Origin of the sequence: Actinocorallia populi (assembly GCF_002995495.1) — a bacterium.
GTDB lineage: Bacteria > Actinomycetota > Actinomycetes > Streptosporangiales > Streptosporangiaceae > Actinocorallia > Actinocorallia populi.
Genome location: NZ_PVZV01000013.1, coordinates 95,728 through 118,883 on the forward strand (window position 1 = coordinate 95,728; position 23,156 = coordinate 118,883).

Sequence of the window (23,156 nt, forward strand, 5' to 3'; positions counted from 1 at the left end):
GGAAACAGCGGGCGGGTTTGGCGCGGATCGGCAGCGTGCGCGCTGCCGGGGACCCCTAGCCTGGTGGAGTGCAGAACAACCCGTATGAGCTGGCCCGAGAGGCCGCAGCAGCGCTGACCGAGCGAACGTTCGAGAAATTCGATGTGGCCCTCGTCATGGGATCCGGATGGGTCCCGGCCGCGGACGTCATCGGCGAGCCGGAGTTCGAGCTGCCGTTCACCGACCTTCCGGGGTTCGCGGCCCCGGCCGTCCAGGGGCACGGCGGCAAGGTCCGCGCGGTGCGGGTCGGCGGGCGGAACGCGCTGGTCTTCCTCGGCCGCACCCACCTGTACGAGGGCCGGGGCGTGGACCCGGTGGTGCACGGGATCCGCACGGCGCTGGCCGCGGGGGTCGAGACGGTCGTCCTGACGAACGCGGCGGGCGGCCTGCGCCCGGAGAAGCAGCGCGTGGGCGACCCGGTGCTGATCGCCGACCACCTGAACCTCAGCGGGTCCAACCCGCTGACCGGGACGTCCTTCCTCGACCTCACCGAGGTCTACTCCAAGCGGCTGCGGGCGCTGGCCAGGAGCGTCGAGCCGGAGCTGGACGAGGGCGTCTACGCGGCCTTCCGCGGCCCCACGTACGAGACGCCCGCCGAGATCCGCATGCTGCAGACGCTGGGCGCCGACCTCATCGGCATGTCCACGGTCCTGGAGGCGATCGCGGCGCGCGAGGGCGGCGCGGAGGTCCTGGGCATCTCCCTGGTGACGAACATCGCGGCGGGCCTGTCCGACGCCCTGCTGGACCACGAGGAGGTGCTGGCGGCCGGGCTCTCGGCCGCCGAGCGCATGGGACGCCTGCTGGCGACGGTGGTGGAGCGGCTGTGAACCTGCGGGAACGCGCCGAGGAGTGGCTCGCGCAGGACCCGGACCCGGTCACCCAGGCCGAGCTCAGCCTGATCCTGGAGAGCGGGGACGAGGCGGCGCTGGCCGACAGGTTCGGCTCCTCGCTGGAGTTCGGCACCGCCGGGCTGCGCGGCGAGCTGGGCGCGGGGCCCAACCGGATGAACCGGGTGACGGTCATGCGGGCCGCGGCCGGGCTGGGCCGCAGGCTGCTGGCCGGGCAGGGGGCCCGGGGCCAGGCCGTCATGATCGGCTACGACGCGCGCCACGGCTCCCGCCGGTTCGCGCTGGACACCGCGGCGGTGCTGTCGGGCATGGGCGTGCGCGCCTGGCTGCTGCCGGGGCCGCTGCCCACGCCCGTGCTGGCCTACGCGGTGCGGCACGTGTCGGCGGACGCCGGGGTCATGGTCACCGCGAGCCACAACCCGCCCGGCGACAACGGCTACAAGGTCTACTGGGGCGACGGCTCGCAGATCGTCCCGCCGGTGGACGGGGAGATCTCCGCCGCGATCGAGGCGGTGGGCCCGGTGAACGAGCTGCCGCTGGGGGTCGCGCCCGGCCGGGTCCGCGGCCCGGAGGAGCCGTCCTGGAAGGTGCTCGGGGACGAGATCGTCCAGGCCTATCTGGAGGCGTTGCGCCGGATCCCGCTGGGCGACGCGCGGGACGTGCGGGTCGCCTACACGCCGCTGCACGGGGTGGGCGCGGGCACGGCGCTGCGGGCGTTCATGGAGTTCGGGTTCGCCGCCCCGCTGGTGGTGCCCGAGCAGTGCCTGCCCGACCCGGCCTTCCCCACGGTCGCCTTCCCCAACCCGGAGGAGCCGGGGGCGATGGACCTGGTGCTGGAGCTGGCCGAGCGGGTCGGCGCGGACCTGGCGCTGGCCAACGACCCTGACGCCGACCGGTGCGCGGTGGCCGTCCCGCTGCCCGGCGGCGGCAGGCGCATGCTCACCGGCGACGAGGTCGGCGGCCTGCTGGCCGAGCACGTGCTGCGCCACACCGAGGGCGACGACCGGCTGGTGGCCACCACGATCGTCTCGTCGTCGCTGCTGGGCAGGATCGCCGAGGCGTACGGGGTGCACTACGCCGAGACGCTCACCGGCTTCAAGTGGATCATGCGGGCGGGTTCGCCCACCCACCGGCTCGTCTTCGGCTACGAGGAGGCCCTGGGCTACAGCCTCGGCGGCGACCAGGGGCTGCCGGTGCGCGACAAGGACGGCATCGGCGCGGCCCTGGCCGTGGCGGCGCTGGCCGCGGAGGCCAGGCGCGACGGCCGGACGCTGCTGGACCTGCTGGACGACCAGGCGCGGCGGTTCGGCGTGCACGCCACCGGCCAGCTGTCGGTCCGGGTGGCCGACAAGGCCCTGATCGACGAGGCGATGGCGGCGCTGCGCCAGGCTCCGCCCGCCGTCCTGGGCGGCCGGGCGGTGCTGCGGACGGACGACCTGGCGCTGGGCGTCGACAACCTGCCGCCCACCGAGGGCCTGCGGTTCCGGCTGGAGGGCGGCGCCCGGGTGGTGGTCCGGCCCTCGGGCACCGAACCCAAGCTCAAGTGCTACCTCGAGGTCGTCGTGCGGGTGGAGGGCGACGACGTCGCGGCCGCGCGGGAGGCGGCGGCCGCCGAACTGGAGTCCCTGCGGGCGGCGATGGCCGCCCGCCTGCCCGCCTAGACCGCCCAGGAGGCCCGGTTCCGGATCACCGTCCGGAACCGGGCCTCCCGCTGTCGTGCCTCAGGCGGCGGGCGACGGGCGTCGGGTCTCAGGCGTCAGGAGACGGGTGCGGGCGCGGTGGAGCGGGACCGGCGGGCGATCCCGGACGCCCAGAGGGCGACGGCGATGAACAGGAGCTGCTCGGGGAGGCGGAACCAGAGCGGTGTGGCCGGGTCGCCGTTCAGCGGGATCCCTTCGGCGGCGGCGTGGACGTTGGCCGGGAACATCAGGACGAACAGGAGGGCGAGGCAGGCGCCGGCGGCCGGGCGGGTCCGCGCCAGGACGAGGCCGAGCGCGCCGAGGAACTCCAGCACCCCGGTCGCGTAGACCATGAAGCGGGGGAACGGGACGTAGGACGGGACCATCGCCGCCATGTCGTCGTGTCCGGGCATCGCCGTGACGCTCTCCGGAAGGAAGTGGGCGAGGCCGGTGAACAGGAGCATGACGGCCATGCCGTGGGCGGCGCAGACCCGCGGGTCGGTGAACCTGCGGACCCCGAGCACGCCGAGGAGGCCGAAGCCCAGCGCGGGGATCGCGAACAGCAGCAGTGTGGTGAACATGGGGCTCCTCCCAGGGGGCGGGCGGTGGCCGGCCCCTTAGGTAGTGATTGACCAATAACTTTCGGGATGAAAAAAGGGGGGCGGGAGCCCCCGGACGATCAGTCGGGGGAGAGGCGCAGGCCGGTCCAGACGCGGTCCTCGGACGGGTAGCCCAGGGCCACCCAGGTGTTGATCATCATGCCGGAGGCCAGGAACCCGGTGGTGACCTCGGGATCCCCGCCGAGCAGCAGGTGGACGGTGTCGTAGAGCTCGTCCCAGTCGCGCCGGATGATCCGCCCGAACTCCTCGTCCCCGCGCTGCTGGGCCTGGAAGGTCGCGACCTGGACCTGCATCTGCATCATCAGCAGGTCGGAGTCGGCGATCAGCTCCAGGTAGGCCCCGGCCAGGGCGCCGTAGACCCGGTCCGGCGGCACCCCCTCGGCGGCCGCGGCGAAGGTGTCGCGGGTCCGGACGAGGCAGAGCCGCGCCGCGGCCAGGAAGATGGCCCGCTTGTTGGGGAAGAGGCGGAACAGGTAGGGCTGGGAGACCTCGGCCCGGCGGGCGATGGACTCGGTGGAGGTGCCCTCGTAGCCGCCGCGGGCGAACTCGCTCATCGCCACGGCGGCCACGCTGCGGCGGCGCTCCTCCGCGCTCATTCTCGGGCTCATGGCAGCAAGGTTAGTGACTGATAACTAACTTTGCAAGGGGAGGCTTCAGAAGTCGCCGCCCCCGCCGAAGTCCCCGAACCCGCCGCCTCCGCCGAAGTCGCCGAACCCGCCCCCGCCGCCGAAGTCCCCGAATCCTCCGCCGTGGTCGACGGTGCCGTAGCCCATGCCGCCGAACCCGCCCCCCCACATCGAGCCGATCGCGGTGCCGATGAGGATCGAGTTGAGCATGCCGAATCCGCCGTAACCGGCGTAGTAGCCGCCCGCGTAGGGCGCCCACTGCGGGCCCGCCTCCCAGTACGGGCGGCGCTGCCCGGCGACCTCGACCATGCGGGCCTCGGGATCGGCCCCGTGCTCCACCCGCTCGGCGTCCGCGGCGCAGGCCGGGACCTCGCGGGCCTGGCCGCCCATCGGGGCCCACAGCACGTCCCGGACGGACGGGCCGTGCTGGGGGTTGAAGAAGCAGGGCGCGCGGCGTTCGGGCACGGGTTCGCCCGCCTGCCGGGCCCGGACGGCGACCATGTAGTAGCGCCCGTCCTCCAGCGCATGGGTGACCTGCTCCATGTCCTCGGACGTGCGGGCGGACTCGGTGGCGGCCTTGGCGCGGTCGTAGGAGTCCAGGGCACGGACGTAGTCGTCCTTGGCGGCCGGGTCGACCTTCGGGTTCTTCAGGTCGAGGTCGAGTGCCGTGATGTCCTCGCCGAGCCGGGTGACGTCCTCCTCCACCCCCCGCTTGAGCTCCTGCAGCTGCCGCTGCTCGTCCCGGGCCCGGCGGCGCCTGCCCGCCCTGACGTAGAAGAACCCGCCGACGACCAGGAGCAGCAGCACCCCGAGGAACCCGTAGGTGAACGCGCTGCTGGCGGTGGAGGGCTGCCGGCCGGAGGCGACGTTCACCGAGTCCACGAAGGAGACCAGCCCGTCGGCGGGCCGGCCCTGGTTCTCGCTGGCCGCCTCCGCGGCGAGACGCCCCGCCTCGCCCCGGCTCAGCCCGGTCTGCCCGAGCGCCCCCGCGGCGAAGTGCCTTCCGGACAGCAGCCCGTAGACCCCGGTGCTGCCCACGGCGTTGGCGATGTCGACCAGATAGCGGTTCGACGTCTGCGCGCTGCCCATGTCCCCGGTGACCACCAGGTACACCGGGGTCTCGGACTCCCGGACCGCCTGCTTCACCCGTGCGATGCCCGCCGCGTCCAGCGTCGTCTGGTCGGGCGAGGCGTAGAACCGTTCGCTGCGCAGCGCGGAGATCACCTCGGGGTCGGGCGCCTTTCCCGCGTGTGCCTGTGCGCCCCCGGTCGGCAGTACCGCCACGAGGAGGGCGAAGAGCAGAAAGAACACACGCAGTGATCCCATAAGTCCATACTGCGTGGTTTATGGCTATTCGTCGGTAAAGGGGCTTTCAAGGGGGCGTTCAGTCGGTGACGAGCCGGGAGTGGCACTCGGCGGACAGGCCGCAGGTCCAGGCCGCGGCGGTGAGCGGGTCATCGTGATGGCGGGGGACGCTGAGCCCGTACCTGCGGCGCGTCCCGTCCCGCTCCACCGATCCGCTGACGACGACCAGCAGCCGCGGGAGGTCGCCCGGCTGGTCGTAGAGATGCAGCTCACAACCCGGATTTCCCGGATCGGAGGCCTTCGCGAGCAGGAGGGGGGCCACCTGTTCGAGATAGGCGTCCCAGCCGATGCGCTCGATGGCGCACCGCCGGACCTCGACGTTCGCCTCGCGGGAGATCAGCTCCCCGGTGGGACCGTTGACCACCCAGGCGGGGACCCGGGTCCCGTGCCAGGAGTGCAGGCCCCAGCCGTCGGGGAAGGCGAGGGCGGGCCCGTCCTCGGCGTGCGGCCGCACCGCGGAGCCCCCGCCCGGGGCCTTCTCGACCCGGACCACGCTCGTGCGCTCGGCCACGACGCACCGCCCGTCCAGCGGCCACCACCACCCGCACGAGCGGGCCAGCACCGCGAACAGGTCGAACGGCAGCCGCTCCCCGGGAAGGCAGGACACGTCGCCGATCCGCAGCCAGGCGTCGTAGTGGGCGACCCAGTAGGCGTCGTGCTGCCCGCGCCAGGCCAGGTCCGGCCGCGGCGCTCCGGCCTCGGCGCGCAGCGGAGACACGATCCCGTCGCGGACCACGGTGCGCAGCGGCTCGGAGACCTCCCGGAAGACCGGGTCGTCGGAGATCCTTCGTGTGGGGAGCCCTCGCCATCCCACGTTCGCGGCCAGATCCGCCTGCGGGGAGATCTGCGCGTCCAGGGCGAACCGCGTCTCGTACACCAGGGCCGCGAGCCGCCCCGCCACCGGCTGCCCGTCCCTGCGCGGGGCGGAGTTGATCAGGTGCAGCGGCGGCCAGGGCGGGACCAGGGAGAGGGCCTCGGCGGGGGAGCCCACCCACACGAACTCGGGCGGGGCGTGCCCGACCAGCCGGTACAGCTCGGAGATGGCGGCCTCGGCGGCCGCCCTGTCGGCCGGCAGGCTGCAGAGCGCCCACTCGAGCCATTCGTCACGGATCGCGGCGGCTTCCCGCCACCGCTCGGAATCGGCGGACCTCACCACGCGGTGAGGGCTTCGCCCCTCTCAACGATCATGCGTCCAGTGTGGCATGAACCGCCGTTCTCGCACCATCCCTGTCCGCTCAGGAGCCCTCCGGGGCCAGGCGGGCGGCACGCGCCAGGAGGTACCGGCGCTCCGGGGCACTGAGGGCGCGGTGAGCGGCGGCGCGGTAGGCGTCGGCCGCCTCGGGGAGATCGCCACGCAGCTCCAGAAGGTGGGCGCGGGTGGCGGGGAAGCGGTGGTTGCGGGCCATGCGGGAGTCGGCCCCCAGGGACGCGAGCAGCTCCAGGGCGGGATCCGGACCGTGGACCATGGCGACGGCGACGGCGCGGTTGAGCGAGGTCACCGGGTTGGGGGCGATCTTCTCCAGCAGGTCGTACAGGCCCAGGATCTGCGGCCAGTCGGTGGCGGCCGCGTCCTCGGCCTCGGTGTGCACCGCGGCGATGGCGGCCTGGAGCTGGTAGGGGCCCAGCGGGGAGGCGCCGCCCAGGGCGCGGGCCAGGAGAGCGGAGCCCTCCTCGACCAGGGCGCGGTCCCACCGGGAGCGGTCCTGCCCGGCCAGCGGCACCGGCGACCCGTCGGGAGCGGTGCGGGCCGGACGGCGGGCGTCGGTGAAGAGCATCAGCGCCAGCAGGCCCAGGACCTCCGGGTCCTCGGGCAGCGCGCGATGCAGCAGCCGCGTGAGCCGGATCGCCTCCCCGGACAGCGCGGGCGCGGTCAGGGAGTCGCCGCCCGAAGCCGTGTAGCCCTCGTTGAAGACCAGATAGAGGACGTGCAGCACCTCCGCGAGCCGCGCCGCCCGCTCGGCCGCCTCCGGAGGCCGGAAGGGCAGCCCCGAGGCCTTGATGCCCTGCTTGGCGCGGCTGATCCGCTGGGCCATCGTCGCCTCGGGGACCAGGAAGGCGGCGGCGATCTGCGCGGTGCTCAGGCCGCCCACCGCGCGCAGCGTCAGGGCGATCCGGCTCGGCGCGGACAGCGCCGGGTGGCAGCACAGGAAGAGCAGCGTCAGGGAGTCGTCCCGGTCGGACTCCGGATCGGCGTCGGCGGGCCGCGCGAGCAGCTCCGACTGCGGCGTGGCCAGCGCGACGCGGTCCTCGCGGAGCCTGCGGGAACGTTCGGCCCGCACCTGGTCCACCAGCCTGCGGGAGGCGACGGTGACCAGCCAGCCTCGCGGGTTGTCCGGGACGCCCTCGGCGGGCCAGCTCAGCGCGGCCGCCAGCAGCGCCTCCTGGACCGCGTCCTCGCACAGGTCGAACCCGCCGTACCGCCGGACGAGCGCCCCGAGGACCTGCGGCGCCAGCTCGCGCAGCAGGCCCTCGGGCGCGGGGGAGCCGCTCACGCGTCCGCCGGCGCCTCGTGCAGGACCGGCCAGAGCTCCACCGGGTCCCGGTCGGCGAAGGGCATGTCCGCCGCGATCTGCAGCGCCCGCTCCTCGCTCTCGCAGTCCAGCAGGTAGAAGCTGGCCATGTACTCCTTGGTCTCCAGGTAGGGGCCGTCGGTGACGGCGGGGGCGCCGTTCTCCCGGCGCACCAGCCGGGCGTTCACGGCGTCCGCCAGCCCGTAGGCGCCCACCAGCTCACCGGTCTCGCGGTACCTCCGGTTGAACGCGTCCTGCCGGGCGACCGCTTCCGGCCACTCGTCCGCCGGGATCGAGTCCCACTTCTCCTGGTTCCCGTAGATCATCAGCAGGTACTTCATCGTGGTGGTCCCTCCGTCCGCGCGCCCTCCCGGCGCGCTCTCATCCCCGAGTCGGAGCCGTCCGGCCCGCCTCGACATCCGCCGCGGATTCTCTTCGATCTTTTTTCACGCCTGCCGCCGGACGGCCGAAGGCCGGCGGTCCGTGCGGGGAGCACGGGCCACCGGCCTTCGGGCGGGGACGGACGGGCGGCCGTCAGTCCTTGATCTCGCAGATGGCGGCGCCGCTGGTGACGGTCTGGCCGACCTCGGCGGACAGGCCGGTGACGGTCCCGGCCTTGTGGGCGGTCAGGGGCTGCTCCATCTTCATGGCCTCCAGCACGACGACGGTGTCGCCGGCGGCGACGGTCGCGCCGTCCTCCACGAGGATCTTGACGATGGTGCCCTGCATCGGGGAGACCAGGGAGTCGCCGCTCGCCGCGGCGGCGGCGCCCTTCTTCTTGCCGCGCTTGGGAGCGGCCTTGCCGGCGGCGGCCGGAGCGGCGCTCGCGCCGAGACCGGAGGGCAGCACGACCTCCAGGCGCTTGCCGCCGACCTCGACGACGACCTTCTCGCGCTCGCCGGCCTCCTCGGCCTCGCCGACCGGACCGGCGTACGGCTCGATGGTGTTGTCGTACTCGGTCTCGATCCACCGGGTGTGCACCGAGAACGGCGCGCCGGTGTAGGCGTCCTGGGTGAGGATGTCGCGGTGGAAGGGGATCACCGTGGGCATGCCCTCGATGACGTACTCCTCCAGGGCGCGGCGGGAGCGCTCGATGGCCTGCTCGCGGGTGGCGCCGGTGACGATCAGCTTGGCGACCAGGGAGTCGAACGACTGCGGCACCGTCTGGCCGGCCACGTAGCCCGAGTCCAGGCGCACGCCGGGACCGGTCGGGGTCTGCATGGCGGTGATGGTGCCCGGCGCCGGGAGGAAGCCGCGTCCGGCGTCCTCGGCGTTGATGCGGAACTCGATGGAGTGGCCGCGCACCTCCGGGTCGCCGTAACCCAGCTCCTCGCCGTCGGCGACGCGGAACATCTCGCGGACCAGGTCGATGCCGGTGACCTCCTCGGTGACCGGGTGCTCGACCTGCAGGCGGGTGTTGACCTCCAGGAAGGAGATCGTGCCGTCCTGGCCGACGAGGAACTCGCAGGTGCCCGCGCCGACGTAGCCGGCCTCCTTGAGGATGGCCTTGGAGGAGGTGTACAGCAGCTCCAGCTGCTGCTCGCTCAGGAACGGGGCAGGGGCCTCCTCCACCAGCTTCTGGTGGCGGCGCTGCAGCGAGCAGTCGCGGGTGGAGACCACGACCACGTTGCCGTGCCGGTCGGCCAGGCACTGGGTCTCCACGTGCCGGGGCCTGTCGAGGTAGCGCTCCACGAAGCACTCGCCGCGCCCGAACGCGCCGACGGCCTCGCGCACCGCCGACTCGTACAGCTCGGGCACCTCCTCCAGCGTGCGGGCGACCTTCAGGCCGCGGCCGCCGCCGCCGAACGCCGCCTTGATCGCGATCGGCAGGCCGTTGGCCTTGGCGAACTCCACGACCTCCTCGGCGCCCGAGACCGGGTCGGCGGTGCCGGCCACCAGCGGGGCGCCGACCTTCTGTGCGATGTGGCGGGCCTGGACCTTGTCGCCCAGCGCGGTGATCGCGGCGGGCGGCGGGCCGATCCAGATCAGGCCGGCGTCGATCACGGCCTGGGCGAAGTCGGCGTTCTCCGCCAGGAACCCGTAACCCGGATGCACCGCGTCGGCCCCGCTGTCAGCAGCGATCTTCAGCAGCTTGTCCACGCTCAGATAGGACTCGGCCGCGCTCTGCCCGCCCAGCGCGTAGGCCTCGTCGGCCACGCGTACGTGCAGGGCGTCGAGATCCTGCTCGCTGTAGACCGCCACGCTGCCCAGCCCCGCGTCCCGGCATGCGCGCGCGATCCGCACCGCGATCTCGCCCCGGTTGGCGATGAGAACTTTCCGCAACGTACGTCTCCGTCCCTGAGAACCGTCGAGAGGGATCACCCCTGACCTGACCCGTCGACACGCGAGTTTAGGGAATCGAGATTTCCGCTGCGTAATCGCCTCCTTATTTGGGCGCTTCCGCAGCTCGTTCCGGGGGTGTGAGCCGTTTTGGCCGGATGCGGACGCCCTTGATCGGCCCCTGCGCGGCTGAAGTGGTGTGAGCTGTGGAAGGTACGCAGGAAATCCGGCTCGACGAGCGAGAGGACGACCCATGGGTGCGGACCGCAGAGGCGGCAACATCGGCCAGATGGAAGAACTCGCCCGCCTGTTCTCCCGACACTCCAAGAACCTCGACGCCCTCATCAAGGACCTCAACGGCCGCACCGTCAGCTCCACCGAGATCTGGTGGGGCCCCGGCGCCGACCGCTTCCGCGCCGCCTGGGCCGAGGCCAAGAGCGCCTTCGACAAGATGGCCGTCGCCCTCGAAGAAGGCGCCACCGACGTCCGCCGCTCCCAGCAGAACATCGAGGCCGCCACCCGCTGACCCCCGCCCGGGGCCGGTCCCGGTCCCGGTCCCCGGACACCCGCCTCCCGCCCCTCCGCCTCCGGCAAGGGGAACGGTCAGCGGGGAGCACGGTCCGCTCTCGGCCTCCGGCGGGGAGTACGGTCTGCTCCACGTCTCTGGGGAGGGGCATGGTCTGCTCTCGGCTTCCGGGGGCACGGTCGGCTCTCCGTGTCCGGGGAGGGGCGCGGTCGCTCTCGGCTCCCGGTGGGGGCGCGGTCCGCGCCGTCGGAGAGGGGCGTGCGGTCAGAGGCTGACGGGGACGACGGTGACGCCGGTGCCGGCGTAGTGCTCGGGGGCGGCGGTCGCGACGGCCCTCCCCTTGGGGAACTCCGGGGTGGGGCGGCCCTCGTAGATCGCCTGTGCGTACCGCCAGTCGGTGCCCGAGGAGATCAGCTTGCCCATGCAGTAGGCGCCCGAGGTGCCGAGCGGGATGATGGTGATCTGCGGAGTGGCGCAGACCACCTCGCTGAGCCCGGGGCGGAACTCCTCGGCGGCGGCCAGGCTGAGCGCGGGTATGAAGACCCGCCGGGCGGGATCGTGTTCCGCGGCGGCGACCTGCTCCACCAGCCGGCGCTGCCAGCGGGCGAGGAGATCGACGGCCGTGTGGTCGAGGATCAGTGCGCTCACGCCGTGCTCCCCGGGCCTTCCCCTCGCGCCTCGGCCGCGCGCTCCGGCCAGTACTCCTCGAACCGCCGCTCGAACTCCTCCTCGCCGAGCTCCGCGTTGATCCTGGCGAGCGCCGCGCGGAACCTGAGGGCCTGCGCCTGCCTGTCCCGGGGATCGGGACGGCGCGCCGGCTCGCCGAACGCGCCGATCAGCAGCTCCCGGAGCGAGACTCCCCGCTGCCGGGCGAGGGCCGCGAGGTGCCGTTGCAGGTCCTCGTCGATGGAGAACCCCGGCTCCCGGGCTTCGAGCTGCGCCATGACCCGAGTGTAGGCCGCGTCGAACAGGTCTCCCGGGGGCTCACCGAAGCCGAAGGCGAGTGTCATGGCCAGATGGTGGCACGATTGACCGTCGCCATGCGTGGTTTTTGCGACACCCACGGTCACGGACCGCCCGGCGCGGCGGATCCACGAGCCACGACGCAAGCACAGGACGCAAGCGCCCGTTTCCCCGACCCCGCTCGGCCCTGTGAGCCCGGTCCTCAAGGCCCGGTCCTTCAAGTTCGGCTTTCGGGGTCCGGTTCCCGGGGTCCGATCCTCCGGGCTCGGCCTCCAGGGCCGGTTCGCTGGACGCAGTCCTCCGGGCTTGCTCTTCCGGACTCGGTCCTCCGGCTCGGCTCCCGGATCCGGTCTCCCCGGGGCCGGGCCTTCGGGGTGGTCAGTCTTCGGCGGGGGGCGGGGGGAGGGCGGCCTGGACGGGGGTGGAGGTGCCGGCGAGGATGAGGAGGCCGCGGCCGACGGGGCCGGTGTAGGTGGCGTTGCGGGGGAGGCGGAGGCCGAAGAGCTCGCCGTCGTCGGGGGACTGGATGCCCAGGAGGAGGCCGGTACGGGTCTTGCGGGCGTCGGCGATGAAGCCGCGGTAGCCGCGGCTGAGGTCCTCGGTGGTGCCGGCGAGGACGACGGCGTGCTCGCCGTCGCGGGCGCTGCGCAGCAGGGACTGGACGGCGTCGCCGAGTTCGGTCTCGTCGATGAGCTCGGCGTCGTCCACGAGGACGGCGAAGCGGTGCTCGGGGGCGGTGAGCGCCTCGACCTCGGCCTCCTCCGCCGTGGAGTCCAGCACCGCCAGTACGCCGGGGACGCCGCGCAGCTCCCGCAGGGGGGAGCGGCGGGGCGTGACGACCAGCAGCGGCACGTCCCGCTCCAGGAGGGTGCGGGCCATCGTCATCAGGGTCGTGGAGCGGCCGGAGCGCGGCGGGCCCGCCACGATGAAGGACGGGCCCTCCTCCAGCAGGTCGACGCCCATCGGGGAGAGGGTGTCGCCGCCCGCGCCGACCAGGCACCACAGCGGCGACGGCGGGCGGAAGTCCGGCCGGAGGGCGAGGACCTCCCCGGCGGTGATGCGGGCGGGCAGCTCGTCCACCCGCAGCGGGCCCGGCAGCACCCGGCCGTAGCGGGCCGCGGCCGCGGCGGCGATCGCCTGGAGGGCGGCGACCTGGGCGGTGCCCGACGGGTCCTGGCCGAGGAGCCCGATCTGGGACTCCAGGGTCGGTGCGTTCGGGGTGACGCGCAGCGCGCGCCCCGGCGGCAGGTGCCCCGGGATCTGCGCGTCGGGCAGGCCCGCGTAGCCGTAGTCGGAGGGGTCGGCCATGCGCATGATCAGCCGCCGGTCGAAGGCCATCGCGGCCTGGCCCATCAGGCCCGTCCGGTCGCCGGTGAAGACCGCGCGCAGCCCGACCGCGCCGCCCTCCTGGAGCAGCCGCAGCAGCGCGGTGACCAGGCGCCCGTAGTCGTAGTGCTCGAAGGAGGCGGTGAAACCCTCCCAGCGGTCCAGGAGGAGCACCATCCAGGGCAGCCGCTCACCCGCCGAGACGGTGGCGCGCTGCTCGGGCAGCGAGGCGAACCCGGCCTCGGCGAGCAGCTGCCGGCGGCGCCCGACCTCGGCGTTCAGCGCGTTCAGCAGCCGCTCGACCCGGTCGTAGGAGTCGCGCGGGACGACGGCCCCGCAGTGCGGCAGCGCGGTCAGCGGGGCGAGGCCGCCGCCGCCGCAGTCGATCGCGTACAGGTGCACGTCGTAGGGGGTGCAGGAGGCGGCCAGCGCGCCCGCGAGCGAGCGCAGCGCCGTGGTGCGGCCCGACTGGGCGGACCCGGCGAGGTAGAGGTGGCCGTCCTGCTCCAGGTCCAGGGCGAGCGGCGCGCGGCTCTGCGCGGCGGGCAGGTCGGTGACGCCGAACTCCACTGGCGGCACCCGCACCACCGAGCCCCCGGCGGCGGGCCGGGGGGACAACACGACCGCGTCGGGCAGCGGCGTCAGCCACGGGCTCGGCTGGGGCGGGACGCCGGCCCTGCGCGCGGCCTCGGCGACCGCCCGCACCAGCACCGCGAGGTCGGTGACCTGCTCGTCCTGCTCGTCGGCGGGGACGGGTAGCGGGTGGCCGAGCTGCGCCCAGCCCAGCGCCCGCGCCTCGGTGGGCCGGCCGGAGCCGCCGCGCCGCCCGCCGATCCGCGCCGACTGCACCGCCGAGGGGGAGCCCGCGCCCGACTTCACGTAGCAGCGGCCCGGCGTCGCCTTGGCGATGCGGGCGGCGTCGGGGACGTCCAGCACGTCGGAGGAGTCCTCGGGGTCGGTGACCCGCAACGCGATCCGCAGGTTGGTGTTGGCGCGGATCTCGGCGGTCACCACCCCGGCGGGCCGCTGGGTGGCCAGGATGAGGTGCACGCCCAGCGAGCGGCCCCTGCGCCCGATGTCCACCAGCCCGTCGACGAACCCCGGCAGCTCGGCCGCCATCGCCGCGAACTCGTCGATCACCAGCACCAGCCGCGGCAACGCCGGCAACCCGCCCTCCGGCGGGTCCTGCACGACCCCTCCTCCCGGCCCGGCCTGCCCGGCCCCGTTCCCAGGTCCGGTCCGCAGGGCTCCGCCCCCCGGGGCCGCACGCCCGGACGGCTCCGGCCCGGGTGGGGCGGCACGGGGCGCCTGGGCGGTTCGCGCCGCCTGGTAGTCCTCGATGTCCTTGGCGCCGGCGCGCAGCAGCAGGTGCTCGCGGCGGCGCAGCTCGGCGGCGAGCGACTCCAGCGCCCGCTCGGTGAGGTGCCCGTCGAGGTCGGTGACCATCCCGACGGTGTGGGGGAGCGCGGCGCAGTCCTTGAAGGCGGCGCCGCCCTTGTAGTCGATGAGCACGAACGTCATCTCGTCCGGCCGGTTGCGCACCGCCAGCGAGGCGATGAGCGTCTGCAGCAGTTCGGACTTGCCCGCGCCGGTGGTGCCGGCGACGAGCCCGTGCGGCCCGTCGGCGCTGAGGTCGATCTCGAACGGGCCGCCGGAGCCCACGCCGACGGGGGCCCGGGTGCCGCGGCCGCCGCGCCGCCAGCCGTCCAGGATGTGCGCGGCGGTGGGGTCGGGCAGGCCGAGGAGGTCCAGCAGCCGGGCGGAGGCGGGCAGCGCCTCGGCGGTGTCCTCGCGGGAGACGTCCTTGACCGGCGCCAGCGCCCGGGCGAGCCGCGTCGCCCACTGCACGCTCACCCGGTCGGCCAGCACGGGGCCGAGCGACTCCAGGCCGTGGCCGCGCAGCCGCAGGTGGTCGGCGCCGGCCCAGGAGGCGACGACGGTGCACTCCTCGGGCAGCAGCCGCTCCTCGTCGTCCAGGCAGAGGACGTGGACGCCGTACTCGGGCCCGTGCTTGAGCACCTGCGGCATGCCGGGCGCGCGCCGCAGGGTGCGCGCGCCGTCCAGGACGAGCAGGATGTTGTAGGGGACCTCGGCCTTCGGGCGGGACGCGGCGTCGAAGACGCTCTGCTGCCGCCCCCGCCGCCGTTCGGTGATCTTGATGGCGAGCTCGGTGATCCGCCCCGCGACGCCCGCGGGGTCCGCGCCGACCAGCGCCACGCACTCCTCGCCCTCGCGCGGCGCGCAGTGCGGCAGCCAGCGCACCCAGTTCCAGTGCTCCTCGGCCGACGCGTCCGCGGCCAGCACCACGATCGCGAGGTCGCGCGGGCTGTGCAGGGCCGCGGCCTGCCCGACCAGCCAGCGCGCGGTCTCGCGGGAGCGGTCGCGCGGCCCGGTGAGCCCGAGCACGCCGTACTCGGGCAGCGGCAGCGGCACCGGGACGTGGCGCGCGACGGGGGGCATCTGCTGCTCGCCGCGGGCGAGCGCCTCGCGGACGTCCTCCTCGGAGCCCTCCAGCTCGACGGCGGCGGGCAGGTCGGCGAGCCCGAGGCGCAGGTGCAGGGTGTCGGGGTCGGCCGGGCGGCGCTCCCACAACCGCCGCCGCGGCCCGGTGGCGGTGAGGAGGACCTCGGCGGGGTCGGGGTGGGCGGCCCGCCGGTCCCGCTCGTCGGCCCGCCGCAGTTCCTCCAGGTCCCTGGAGAAGTAGGCGGACTTGAGTTGGTATTCCTGGTAGGCCTTTTTGTAGGACTTCCTTCCGTACATGCGGTCGCCGACCCATTCGGCGACCATCATCAGCGGCCAGGCCAGCGCGAAGAGGGCCCAGTACCACTGGCCCAGCACCCAGGCCATGACCAGCCCGAACACCGAGAAGAGCAGCGCTCCGAAAAGCCGCAGCCTTTCCTTTCCCTGCTTTTCCGGAAGGTGGGGGACTTTCATGCGTTTCGACGAGTTCCGCGGCGCTATCCGGGGCGGCCGGTTGAACGCCATTCCCTGCGGAAGCGGCTCCAGATGGGTGTCCGGAGAAGTGGTGGGCATGAGGGTGAGAACGGTGTTCCCGCAGGCGAGCAGCGCCCCCTCGGGCCATTCCCGCTCCCCGTCCAGCTCCTCGCCGTCGAGGGTCGCGCCGGGGGCCGCCCGCACCGTCGTGCCCGCGCGCCCCACCGTCACCGTCACCCCCTGCGGGAGGCCGGCGGCGCCCGGTCCCAGCCGGTGCACGCGGCCCGCGTCGGGCCCGCCGACGACGCGCACCTCCACCAGCCCGTCGGGCTCGGACGTCAGCGTGGCCGGGACGGTGGCGGGGTCGAGCGTGACGATCGCGCCGTCGCGCAGCTCCCGCGCGGCAGGGGCCGTGGGGTCGAGCATGCGCCCGTCCGCGTAGATCGCCTGCTGCAGGGAGACGACCTTCTGGCCCGCCTCCGGGGCCCGCTGCCCCGGCCGGGCGAGCAGTCCCGCCAGCGTCCGCGCGACGGCCGCCACGGAGGCGTCCGCGTCGCCGCTGACCAGGACGTCACGAGGGCCGGCGCCGTCCAGCGCCGTCAACGAGATCCGCACGCACCACTCCGCTTCGCCGGGGGACGGAAGGCCGGATCAAGAGTCCCACAGGAGCCGTGCGAGCGGGGGGCGTCGAACGCCGGGCTGTGGATGAAGCGGCTTCCGGATGGCCGTCTTCAGCACTCATGACGAATCTGCGGTCATGCACCAGTCAGATCCAGCGGATCGGCGGTGGCTTTCCGCTCCGGGAACGGTGTTTGATCTTCCGGGAAAAGGGTAGCCCCGGTCCCCATGCCTCTTGATCACGCACTTCGCGCGAATGCCCGGGGTACCATCTCCGGAAGCGTAGAAAACCGGTCAATTTCCTACACTCGGTTACGAGAGTGCGTCAGGTACTGGAATCCATTGACGTGAGGTTGTCAAGACCGCAAGCATGGTCGCTCCGGCCGTTTTGCAGAGTGCTCGGATACCCCCCGGAGTGGCCAGAGCGATGAGGACCAGTCAGCCAAGTCAGCCGACCGGCACCAACAACACCGGCCCCCGCGGGCTCGGCACGGGCCTCGCCGCCTCCGCCGGGCAGCGGCTGCCGGTGCCGCCCCGGGAGCGCAAGCCCGCGCTGGCGGCCCTGGCGGTGCTGCTCATCCTCGGCGGAGCGCTGGTCAGCGCCTACCTCGTCATCCAGAGCGGCGACCGCGTCTCGGCGATCGCCGTCAACGCGCCGGTCGCCGCCGGCGAGCGGATCCCGGCGACCGCCCTCAAGGAGGTGTCCATCGGTGACACCGGCATCGAGTACGTGCGCTGGAGCGAGCTCGACAAGGTGACCCAGACCTACGCCAAGGTGCCGCTGACCCCCGGGGCGCTGCTCGTCAGCGAGATGACGAGCCAGGTGCCGGACACCACCAAGGGCCGGGTCATCGTCGGCCTGTCGCTGAAGGCGGGCCAGGTGCCCAGCCAGGGCCTGGAGATGGGCCAGACGCTCGCCCTCTACGCGGTCGGCGGGCGCGAGTCGGGCGTCAAGCCCGGCACGCTCCTGGCGGCCGACGCCGTGGTGCGCGAGGTGCCGGGTTCGTCGTCGGACGACTCGGAGCTGTCGGCCCGCATGAAGTCGTCCACCGAGGTCAGGGTCTCGGTCGAGGTGCTGCCCGAGCAGGCGCCCGCCGTCACCCAGGCCGCCTCGGCCGGTGACGTCGCGGTCGCGATCGTCCCGCCGGGCACCGCGGTGCCGCAGACCCCGGCCCCCGCCAAGCCCCAGACCAAGCCCACGACCAAGCCGGGCGGGTGAGCCGGTGGCACTCATCGCGCTGGCCGCCGACAAGGGCGCGCCCGGGGTGACCACCGCCGCGGTGGCCCTCGGCGCCGTCTGGCCGCGCCCCGTCATGGTCGCCGAGTGCGACCCGGCGGGCGGCGACCTCGTCTACCGCCTGCCCGGCGAGCACGGCATGCTCGACCCGGCCAGGGGCATGCTCTCGCTGGCCACCGAGGCCCGCCGCGGCCTGCGCCCCGAGCAGATCGCCCCGCACACCCAGCGGCTGGTCGGCGGTCTGGACGTGCTGGTCGGGCTGACCAACGCCGAGCAGTCCAAGGGCCTGGACTGGCTGTGGAGTCCGCTGGGCCGCTCGTTCGCGATCCTGCCGGGCGTGGACGTGCTGGCCGACTGCGGCAGGCTCGGCCCCGGCTCGTCGCCGCTGGACCTGCTGCGCGAGGCCGACCTGGTCGTCCTGGTCACGCACGCCACCCTCGAGCACGTCGCGCACCTGCGCGAACGCGTCTCCCAGCTGTCGGCGGACCTGCCGCAGCAGCGCGCCCAGATCGGCGTGGTGGTGGTCGCCGACCCGCGCGGCTACCGCGGCTCGCTGACCGAGGTCGAGCGGGTGCTGGCGCAGTCGAAACTGCCCGCCGCGGTGCTCGGCGGGCTGGCCTACGACCCCAAGGGCGCGCAGATGCTGCGCGGCGAGTGGGGCGGCAGGCTCGACAAGTCGCTGCTCATCCGCTCGGCGCGCGAGCTGGCCGGCAACCTCATGCAGCGCCCCGTGCTGGAACGCCCGGCGCCGTCCGCCGCCAACCCCGCGGTGGTGGCCGACCCGCGGTACTCCACCGGCCCGCAGGGCTTCACGCAGCCCGGTCCCCGGCAGTCGGGATCGCACCAGATCCTGGGCGACCGGAGGGGGATCTAGATGGACCACGTCCTGGTCAAGCGGCTGCGCCAGGAGGTCGGCGACCGGCTGGCCCACCAGCGCCGGCTCGACGCCGCCTCGGGCCTGCCGCCCATGTCCACCGAGGACGAGCGGCAGTTCGCCCGCGCGCTCATCGCCCAGGTGCTGGAGGAGCACGCCCGCTCGGAGATCGGCTACGGGCGCCGCCCGCCGACCGCCGAGGAGGAGGAGGAGTACGCCGCGGGCATCCACGCCGCGCTGTTCGGCGTCGGCCGCCTCCAGCCGCTCCTGGAGGACCATGAGATCGAGAACATCGACATCAACGGCTGCGACCGGGTGTTCCTGTCCTACTCCGACGGCCGCGAGGTGATGGCCGAGCCGGTCGCCGACTCCGACGAGGAGCTGGTCGAGCTCATCCAGATCCTGGCCGCCTACTCGGGCCTGTCGTCGCGCCCGTTCGACACCGCCAACCCGCAGCTGGACCTGCGGCTGCCGGACGGCTCCCGGCTCTCGGCCGTCATGGACGTCACGCAGCGGCCCGCGCTGTCGATCCGGCGCGCCCGCCTGGGCAAGGTGTTCCTGGACGACCTGGTCGGCAACGGCACGGTCTCCACGGAGCTGGCGGCGTTCTTCCGCGCCGCGGTCGCCGCCCGCAAGAACATCATGATCTCCGGGGCCACCAACGCCGGCAAGACGACGCTGCTGCGCGCGGTCGCCAACGAGATCCAGCCGCACGAGCGGCTCATCACCGTCGAGCGCGCGCTGGAGCTGGGCCTGGAGCAGTTCCCCGAGCTGCACCCCAACGTGGTCGCCTTCGAGCAGCGGCTGCCCAACTCCGAGGGCCAGGGCGCGATCTCGATGGCCGAGCTGGTGCGCCGCTCGCTGCGCATGAACCCCTCCCGCGTCATCGTCGGCGAGGTGCTGGGCGACGAGATCGTCACCATGCTCAACGCGATGACCCAGGGCAACGACGGCTCCCTGTCGACGATCCACGCCAACTCCTCGATGGAGGTCTTCAACCGCATCGCCACCTACGCGATCCAGTCGGAGGAGCGGCTGCCGATCGAGGCCACCCACATGCTCATCGCGGGCGCCATCGACTTCGTCGTCTTCATCGACAAGCGCAACGACTACCACCGGGGCGGCCGGCTGCGCCGGTTCGTCTCCAGCGTCCGCGAGGTGACCGGCTGCGACGGGCGGGTCCTGTCGTCGGAGATCTTCGCGCCCGACTCCGGCGGCCTGGCCAGGGTCCACGCGCCCATCGCCTGCGCCGACGAGCTCGCCGAGTTCGGCTACGACCAGGCGGGGACGGTGAGGTGGCAGTGATCCTCGACCTGGACGTCGTCCTCGCGCTGTTCGCCGGCGGCATCGCCGCGGCCGGGCTGGTCCTGCTGGTGATGGCGGTGCGGGGCCTGCCCGCGCGGCCGGGGCGGCGCACCCCGCGCTCCCGCGAGGAGCTCATCAGGGCGGTCACCACCCGGACGGGCGTCGCGATCATCGCCGGGGTGACGGCGCTCGTGGTCACCCGCTGGGTGGTCGTCGCGGGCGGCATCGCGCTGCTGGTGCTGGGCTGGGAGAGCGTGGCGGGCGGCGCGGCCGAGGAGCGCCGCGCCATGGCCCGGCTGGAGGGCCTGGCGTCCTGGGCGGAGTCGCTGCGCGACACCATCGCCGGCGCGGTCGGCCTGGAGCAGGCCATCCCCGCCTCGGTGCGGGCCGCGGCCCCGGCGCTGCAGCCGCCGCTGCGCGCGCTGGTCGACCGGATGCACACCCGGGTCCCGCTGCCCGAGGCGCTGCGCCGGTTCGCCGACGACCTCGACGACTCCTCGGCGGACCTCATCGTCGCGGCGCTGATCCTCAACGCGCGGCTGCGCGGGCCCGGCCTGCGCGAGATGCTCGGCGCGCTGGCCACCTCGGCCCGCACCGAGCTGGAGATGCGCCGCAGGGTGTCGGCCTACCGCGCGTCCACCCGGCGCAGCGTCCAGATCGTCGTGACGTTCTCGGTCGGGTTCGCTCTGGTGCTGACCGTCCTCAACCCCGGTTACGTGGAGCCCTACGGCACGTTCATGGGCCAGGTCGTGCTGACCGCGGTGGTCGGCCTGTACGCGCTCGGGTTCTTCTGGTTGCGCCGCCTGGCCAAGTTCCAGCTGCCGCAGCGGCTGCTGGGCGACACCGATACGGCCGTCGCCGAGGCGGAGCGGCCGCTGCGCGGCAGGGCCGCGATGGACGCGGGGGTGGGCCGGTGACCGGGGCGATGCTGGCCGGGGCCGTCGTCGGGCTCGGCCTGTTCACGCTGCTGCGGGCGCTCTTCCCGGCCCGCCGCGGGCTGCGGGCGCGCCTGTCGGAGTACGACGAGGTCGCCAGGCGCGCGCAGCCCGGCAAGGCGCCCCTGCGTCCCCAGATCCCCATCAAGTCTCCGAAACCTGATGACGCGGACGGCACGGAGAAGCGCACGGACCGGATCCAGACGGAGCTGGGCCGCTCCCTGGCCCGGTTCTGCGAGGAGCGCGGCTGGGAGCTGCGCAGCACCCGCGCCGACCTGGCGATCCTGGGCCGCGACTACGAGACGTACCTGGCGAGCAAGGTGCTCACGCCGATCGTGGCGCTGGCGTTCACCCCGGTGTTCATGGTGCTGGTGATGTTCGCGGGCGGGATCTCGCTGAGCATCCCGCTGTGGGCGGGCCTGGCCTTCGCCGGGGCGGCGTTCTTCTTCCCCGACCTCCAGCTCAGGCAGGCCGCGGCCGAGGCGCGCGAGGACTTCCGGCACGTGGTCGGCGCGTTCCTCGACCTGGTGGCGATGAACCTGGCCGGGGGCCGCGGGGTGCCCGAGGCGCTGATGACGGCCTCGCAGGTCGGCTCCGGCTGGCCGATGCTGCGCATCCGCGAGACGCTGGCCAACGCGCGCATCGCCGGCATGACGCCCTGGCAGGCACTGGGTGTGCTGGGGGAGGAGATCAACGTCGCGGAGCTGGCCGACCTGGCCGCCGCGCTCGCGCTGGTCGCCGACGACGGGGCCAAGGTGCGCCAGTCGCTCTCGGCGCGGGCGGGCTCGATGCGCAGCCGGGAGATCTCCGCCATCGAAGGCAGGGCCGGACAGAACTCGCAGACCATGCTCATCGCCCAGCTCTCCTTCTGCCTGGGCTTCCTCGTCTTCCTGATCTACCCGTCGGCCGTGCAGGTCATCAGTTTCTAGGAGGTCTCCATGCATCAGCTCGACTACCTGCGAACGCTGCTCGCGGTCCGGATGGACCGGCTCCGTGCGGAGGAGGACCGCAGCACCGGCGCGTCCGCCATCGAATGGGCCATCATCACCGGCCTGATCGCGGCGATCACGCTGGCCATCGCGGTCACCATCCGCAACGCCATCGAAGGTGCCGCCAACAACATCCAGACCCAGTAACCCGATGGCAGTCCCCGCCAGGAAGGACCGGGGCGCCACGGCGATGGAGTGGGCGCTGCTCACGCCGATCATCCTGCTCGTCATCCTGCTGTGCATCCAGTTCATGATGGTGTACCACGCCAACCACATCGCGCTGGCCGCGGCGCAGTCGGGTTCCCGCGCGGCCCGCGAGGCGGGTCCGGGAGGGGGCTGGGAGGGCGTCGGCGACGCGGCGGCCCGCAACACGGTGGCGCAGCTCGGCCCCGGAGCGCTGCTGCTGACGGGCGTCACGCCGTACGGGGACGGCGTCTACGACCGCGGTTTCGAGGTGACCGGGACCGCCAAGGCCGTCATCCCGTGGATGACGTTCACGGTCACCAAGCGCGCCGTCGGCCCGGTGGAGTGCTTCCGCCCGGACGTCGGCGAGGCCAAGGTCTGCGAGGAGGACGCCGGATGAGACGCCGGACGCGCCGCCGCGGCGACCGCGGCGGCATGACGCTGGAGCTGGTGCTCCTTGCGCCCGTGCTGGTGCTGCTGTTCCTCTTCCTCGCGCTGGTCGGACGGCTGGTGAACGTGCAGAGCCAGCTCGACGGAGCCGCGCGCGACGGCGCCAGGGCCGCCTCGGTCGCCCGCAGCGAGGGCGACGCCCAGGCGTTCGCCGTCGAGGCCGTCGACCAGTCGCTGGGCGGCGCCAGCTTCTGCCTGGGCGACGCCGCGCAGACGGAGGTCGACCTCGGCGGCTGGGAGCCCGGCGGCCAGGTGACCGTGACCGTCACCTGCCAGACCGACCTGACCGGCCTGGACCTGGTGCCGTTCGCGGGCAACCCGGAGAAGACCGGGACGGCCTCCGCCCCGATCGACACCTACCGGCGCATGGACTGCGGCGGAGCACCCTGCGAGGTACCCGAATGAACGTGAGGGCCGTGGAGCCGGAACGTGCGGCACGGCGCGGGGACCGCGGCACGTTCAGCATGTTCACCGTGCTGTTCATCCCGATGGTGCTGCTCTTCGCCGGCCTGCTGTTCGACGGCGGCCTGGCGATCCACGCCCGCCAGCGCGCCCTGGACATCGCCGAGCAGGCCGCCCGCGCGGGCGCCGACGAGATCGATGTCGAGGTGCTGCGCGACACCGGAGAACCGGTCCTGGAGGACGGTGCCTGCGGCCGGGCTCTGGAGTTCGTCGCCACGTTCGACGCGAACGGCTACGACGGCGGCTGCGCGCTGACCGGCGCGGACGAGGTCACCGTCCAGGTCGCCAAGCAGGTGGACACCATTTTCCTTGGCCTGATCGGAGTGAACGCGTTTACCATCGAGATCGAGGCCTCGGCACATCCGGAAGACGGGGCGGACTGAGTGA

Annotated in this window: 22 protein-coding genes; 12 read left to right on the forward strand and 10 right to left on the reverse strand. The window is 73.6% G+C overall.

Features of this window, described 5'->3' with window-relative positions:
- The first annotated feature begins 68 nt into the window (after nucleotides 1–68).
- Both C2865_RS37265 and C2865_RS37270 read left to right on the forward strand, forming a co-directional pair.
- Nucleotides 69–866, forward strand: a complete 798-nt coding sequence (locus C2865_RS37265) for a purine-nucleoside phosphorylase (RefSeq protein WP_106403483.1) — start codon at nucleotides 69–71, stop codon at nucleotides 864–866.
- Nucleotides 863–2,548: a phospho-sugar mutase gene (locus C2865_RS37270; RefSeq protein ID WP_106403484.1), complete on the forward strand. Its 1,686-nt coding sequence runs from the start codon at nucleotides 863–865 to the stop codon at nucleotides 2,546–2,548. The genes C2865_RS37265 and C2865_RS37270 overlap by 4 nt, the downstream gene beginning before the upstream one ends.
- A gap of 95 nt (nucleotides 2,549–2,643) precedes the next feature.
- Here the strand turns inward: C2865_RS37270 and C2865_RS37275 are convergent, their stop codons facing one another.
- From C2865_RS37275 to C2865_RS37305, 7 genes are all read right to left on the reverse strand, one after another.
- On the reverse strand, nucleotides 2,644–3,147 hold the full coding sequence (locus tag C2865_RS37275) for a DoxX family protein (RefSeq protein WP_106403485.1): 504 nt from the start codon (nucleotides 3,145–3,147) through the stop codon (nucleotides 2,644–2,646).
- Between the two features lie 98 nt (nucleotides 3,148–3,245).
- Complete coding sequence (locus C2865_RS37280) at nucleotides 3,246–3,794, reverse strand: TetR/AcrR family transcriptional regulator (protein WP_198653872.1); 549 nt, start codon at nucleotides 3,792–3,794, stop codon at nucleotides 3,246–3,248.
- 45 nt (nucleotides 3,795–3,839) lie between these two features.
- Nucleotides 3,840–5,138 (reverse strand): hypothetical protein, encoded by a 1,299-nt coding sequence (locus C2865_RS39805; protein WP_157964080.1) that lies wholly within the window; start codon nucleotides 5,136–5,138, stop codon nucleotides 3,840–3,842.
- A 58-nt stretch (nucleotides 5,139–5,196) separates the two neighbouring features.
- Entirely contained in the window at nucleotides 5,197–6,333 is a 1,137-nt protein-coding gene (locus C2865_RS37290) for a DUF6745 domain-containing protein (protein ID WP_106403487.1), read from the reverse strand.
- 79 nt (nucleotides 6,334–6,412) lie between these two features.
- Nucleotides 6,413–7,669 carry an RNA polymerase sigma factor gene (locus C2865_RS37295; protein WP_106403488.1) on the reverse strand — a complete coding sequence of 419 codons (1,257 nt, stop codon included), beginning with the start codon at nucleotides 7,667–7,669 and terminating at the stop codon, nucleotides 6,413–6,415.
- Nucleotides 7,666–8,028 carry a YciI family protein gene (locus C2865_RS37300; protein WP_106403489.1) on the reverse strand — a complete coding sequence of 121 codons (363 nt, stop codon included), beginning with the start codon at nucleotides 8,026–8,028 and terminating at the stop codon, nucleotides 7,666–7,668. Before C2865_RS37300 ends, C2865_RS37295 begins: the two co-directional genes overlap by 4 nt.
- Before the next feature lie 193 nt (nucleotides 8,029–8,221).
- Complete coding sequence (locus C2865_RS37305) at nucleotides 8,222–9,970, reverse strand: acetyl/propionyl/methylcrotonyl-CoA carboxylase subunit alpha (RefSeq protein WP_106403490.1); 1,749 nt, start codon at nucleotides 9,968–9,970, stop codon at nucleotides 8,222–8,224.
- Nucleotides 9,971–10,220: 250 nt separating this feature from the next.
- On the opposite strand from C2865_RS37305, the gene C2865_RS37310 reads away from it, so the two are divergent.
- Nucleotides 10,221–10,493, forward strand: coding sequence for a WXG100 family type VII secretion target (locus C2865_RS37310; RefSeq protein ID WP_106397130.1), 273 nt, complete (start codon nucleotides 10,221–10,223; stop codon nucleotides 10,491–10,493).
- A gap of 264 nt (nucleotides 10,494–10,757) precedes the next feature.
- Here the strand turns inward: C2865_RS37310 and C2865_RS37315 are convergent, their stop codons facing one another.
- The 3 genes from C2865_RS37315 to C2865_RS37325 form a co-directional block, all read right to left on the reverse strand.
- The gene (locus C2865_RS37315; RefSeq protein WP_106403491.1) at nucleotides 10,758–11,141 is read right to left on the reverse strand and encodes a PIN domain-containing protein; all 384 of its coding nucleotides are present in this window, start codon (nucleotides 11,139–11,141) and stop codon (nucleotides 10,758–10,760) included.
- The gene (locus C2865_RS37320; RefSeq protein WP_106403492.1) at nucleotides 11,138–11,503 is read right to left on the reverse strand and encodes a hypothetical protein; all 366 of its coding nucleotides are present in this window, start codon (nucleotides 11,501–11,503) and stop codon (nucleotides 11,138–11,140) included. Before C2865_RS37320 ends, C2865_RS37315 begins: the two co-directional genes overlap by 4 nt.
- Nucleotides 11,504–11,834: 331 nt before the next feature.
- The gene (locus C2865_RS37325) at nucleotides 11,835–16,331 is read right to left on the reverse strand and encodes an FtsK/SpoIIIE domain-containing protein (protein WP_106403493.1); all 4,497 of its coding nucleotides are present in this window, start codon (nucleotides 16,329–16,331) and stop codon (nucleotides 11,835–11,837) included.
- 430 nt (nucleotides 16,332–16,761) lie between these two features.
- Here C2865_RS37325 and C2865_RS37330 point away from each other — a divergent pair, with 430 nt between their 5' ends.
- The 9 genes from C2865_RS37330 to C2865_RS37370 are packed head-to-tail and all read left to right on the forward strand — an operon-like array spanning nucleotide 16,762 to nucleotide 23,152.
- Nucleotides 16,762–17,553, forward strand: a complete 792-nt coding sequence (locus tag C2865_RS37330) for a hypothetical protein (RefSeq protein ID WP_106403494.1) — start codon at nucleotides 16,762–16,764, stop codon at nucleotides 17,551–17,553.
- Between the two features lie 4 nt (nucleotides 17,554–17,557).
- Nucleotides 17,558–18,445, forward strand: a complete 888-nt coding sequence (locus C2865_RS37335; protein WP_232836026.1) for a CpaE/TadZ family protein — start codon at nucleotides 17,558–17,560, stop codon at nucleotides 18,443–18,445.
- Nucleotides 18,446–19,750: a TadA family conjugal transfer-associated ATPase gene (locus tag C2865_RS37340; RefSeq protein ID WP_106403495.1), complete on the forward strand. Its 1,305-nt coding sequence runs from the start codon at nucleotides 18,446–18,448 to the stop codon at nucleotides 19,748–19,750.
- Nucleotides 19,741–20,667: a type II secretion system F family protein gene (locus C2865_RS37345; RefSeq protein WP_232836027.1), complete on the forward strand. Its 927-nt coding sequence runs from the start codon at nucleotides 19,741–19,743 to the stop codon at nucleotides 20,665–20,667. Before C2865_RS37340 ends, C2865_RS37345 begins: the two co-directional genes overlap by 10 nt.
- On the forward strand, nucleotides 20,664–21,614 hold the full coding sequence (locus tag C2865_RS37350; protein WP_198653873.1) for a type II secretion system F family protein: 951 nt from the start codon (nucleotides 20,664–20,666) through the stop codon (nucleotides 21,612–21,614). The genes C2865_RS37345 and C2865_RS37350 overlap by 4 nt, the downstream gene beginning before the upstream one ends.
- Nucleotides 21,615–21,623: 9 nt before the next feature.
- Nucleotides 21,624–21,821: a Flp family type IVb pilin gene (locus C2865_RS37355; RefSeq protein ID WP_106403496.1), complete on the forward strand. Its 198-nt coding sequence runs from the start codon at nucleotides 21,624–21,626 to the stop codon at nucleotides 21,819–21,821.
- 4 nt (nucleotides 21,822–21,825) lie between these two features.
- Nucleotides 21,826–22,257 carry a TadE/TadG family type IV pilus assembly protein gene (locus C2865_RS37360; protein ID WP_106403497.1) on the forward strand — a complete coding sequence of 144 codons (432 nt, stop codon included), beginning with the start codon at nucleotides 21,826–21,828 and terminating at the stop codon, nucleotides 22,255–22,257.
- Nucleotides 22,254–22,712, forward strand: a complete 459-nt coding sequence (locus C2865_RS37365) for a TadE/TadG family type IV pilus assembly protein (protein WP_106403498.1) — start codon at nucleotides 22,254–22,256, stop codon at nucleotides 22,710–22,712. The genes C2865_RS37360 and C2865_RS37365 overlap by 4 nt, the downstream gene beginning before the upstream one ends.
- Nucleotides 22,709–23,152: a TadE/TadG family type IV pilus assembly protein gene (locus C2865_RS37370; protein ID WP_232836028.1), complete on the forward strand. Its 444-nt coding sequence runs from the start codon at nucleotides 22,709–22,711 to the stop codon at nucleotides 23,150–23,152. Before C2865_RS37365 ends, C2865_RS37370 begins: the two co-directional genes overlap by 4 nt.
- Nucleotides 23,153–23,156 lie beyond the last annotated feature (4 nt).

What these genes read in the sequence shown, in the direction of transcription:
- C2865_RS37370 (WP_232836028.1), top strand. Translation starts at nt 22,709, where the DNA reads ATGAACGTGAGGGCCGTGGAGCCGGAACGTGCGGCACGGCGCGGGGAC.
- C2865_RS37310 (WP_106397130.1), top strand. Translation starts at nt 10,221, where the DNA reads ATGGGTGCGGACCGCAGAGGCGGCAACATCGGCCAGATGGAAGAACTC.
- C2865_RS37355 (WP_106403496.1), top strand. Translation starts at nt 21,624, where the DNA reads ATGCATCAGCTCGACTACCTGCGAACGCTGCTCGCGGTCCGGATGGAC.
- C2865_RS37320 (WP_106403492.1), bottom strand. Translation starts at nt 11,503, where the DNA reads ATGACACTCGCCTTCGGCTTCGGTGAGCCCCCGGGAGACCTGTTCGAC.
- C2865_RS37340 (WP_106403495.1), top strand. Translation starts at nt 18,446, where the DNA reads ATGGACCACGTCCTGGTCAAGCGGCTGCGCCAGGAGGTCGGCGACCGG.
- C2865_RS37300 (WP_106403489.1), bottom strand. Translation starts at nt 8,028, where the DNA reads ATGAAGTACCTGCTGATGATCTACGGGAACCAGGAGAAGTGGGACTCG.
- C2865_RS37275 (WP_106403485.1), bottom strand. Translation starts at nt 3,147, where the DNA reads ATGTTCACCACACTGCTGCTGTTCGCGATCCCCGCGCTGGGCTTCGGC.
- C2865_RS37365 (WP_106403498.1), top strand. Translation starts at nt 22,254, where the DNA reads ATGAGACGCCGGACGCGCCGCCGCGGCGACCGCGGCGGCATGACGCTG.
- C2865_RS39805 (WP_157964080.1), bottom strand. Translation starts at nt 5,138, where the DNA reads ATGGGATCACTGCGTGTGTTCTTTCTGCTCTTCGCCCTCCTCGTGGCG.
- C2865_RS37280 (WP_198653872.1), bottom strand. Translation starts at nt 3,794, where the DNA reads ATGAGCCCGAGAATGAGCGCGGAGGAGCGCCGCCGCAGCGTGGCCGCC.
- C2865_RS37360 (WP_106403497.1), top strand. Translation starts at nt 21,826, where the DNA reads ATGGCAGTCCCCGCCAGGAAGGACCGGGGCGCCACGGCGATGGAGTGG.
- C2865_RS37330 (WP_106403494.1), top strand. Translation starts at nt 16,762, where the DNA reads ATGAGGACCAGTCAGCCAAGTCAGCCGACCGGCACCAACAACACCGGC.